The organism is Acidisphaera rubrifaciens HS-AP3 (assembly GCF_000964365.1).
GTDB classification, from domain to species: Bacteria; Pseudomonadota; Alphaproteobacteria; order Acetobacterales; family Acetobacteraceae; genus Acidisphaera; species Acidisphaera rubrifaciens.
Window position 1 is genome coordinate 1 of sequence record NZ_BANB01000315.1, and the last position, 1,232, is coordinate 1,232.

Here is a 1,232-nt window from a genome sequence, read left to right on the forward strand (position 1 = left end):
CCGCCATCGCGGCATCGCGACCGGCGTGTTCAACTGCGCGTCCTCGCTCGGCACGGCGATCTCGATGCCGCTGCTGACCTTCCTGATGCTGTGGGTCGGCTGGCGGGGCATGTTCATGCTGATGGGCGCGGCGGGGCTGGCCGTCGCCGTCCTTTGGTACGCGGTCTATCGCGATCCCGGCCAATGCGGCCTGACGGCGGAGGAGGACGCATACCGCCATGACGGCGACCCGCCCGACCGCACGACGCGGCTCGGCTTCGCCGAATGGCGCGCGCTGTTCCGCTACCGCACCACCTGGGGGATGATCGGCGGCTATTTCGGCACGATCTACCTGACCTGGGTCTATACGGCGTGGCTGCCCGGATACCTGGAGATCGAGCGGCACATGAGCGTGCGCGGCACCGGGTTCGCCGCCGCCGTGCCCTTTGCCTGCGGCGTGATCGGCAGCCTGTTCGGCGGGTGGTTCGCCGATTGGCTGATGCGCCGGGGCGTGGCACCGATGGCGAGCCGGCAATGGCCGGCGGCGGCGGCGCTGGTCGGCACCGCCGGCTGCACCGTCGCGGCGGCCCTGGTGGCGAGCAACGCGCTGGCGATCGCCTTCATCTCCGCCGCGCTGTTCCTCGTCTATGTCACCAGCACCTGCGCGTGGGCGCTGAGCTCGGTCGCGGTGCCGACCAACTGCACCGCCTCGATCGGCGCGATGCAGAACTTCGGTGGCTATCTAGGCGGGGCGCTGGCGCCGACGGTGACCGGGGAGATCCTGGCCCGCACCGGCTCGTTCACCGGGGCGCTCGTCGCCGGTGCCGCGATCGGTGTCGTCTCGGCGCTGTCCTATCTGCTGGTGGTCGGGCGGGCGGTGACCGCGGAGGACATGGAGGCCGCGCTCCGCCGGCCGGCTACTGGCAGGACAGGGCCGAGCCGGTGAACTCCTGCGCATAGGCGCTGGCGCCGGCTGGCGGGCACAGGACGCGCAGCGCGATGGCGCCCCCTCCCGTACCGGCCGCCGACGCGGCGGCGGCGCTCCCCGAGGCCCCGTTACCGGACGCCCCGTTACCCAACGCCGCGTTGCCGGACGCCGCAGTCGAGCCGAAGGCGCCCGAGCCAGTGGCGGTGCTGCCGGTGGCGGACGTGCCGGTCCCGTTCGTGACGACCCCGCCCACGGCCACGCCCCCGACCGCTACCGCGCCGGCGACGCCGCCGTTGATGGTGGTCACGAAGGACTGGCCGTAGCT

At 72.9% G+C, this 1,232-nt stretch carries 2 protein-coding genes; one reads left to right on the plus strand and one right to left on the minus strand.

Features of this window, described 5'->3' with window-relative positions; translation table 11 throughout:
* Positions 1–925: MFS transporter (locus tag B8460_RS10270; protein WP_048861507.1), on the plus strand; the 925-nt coding region annotated here is incomplete at its 5' end.
* Here B8460_RS10270 and B8460_RS10275 read toward each other — a convergent pair.
* Positions 897–1,232: hypothetical protein (locus tag B8460_RS10275; protein WP_048861508.1), on the minus strand; the 336-nt coding region annotated here is incomplete at its 5' end. The two genes, B8460_RS10270 and B8460_RS10275, sit on opposite strands and share 29 nt — an antisense overlap.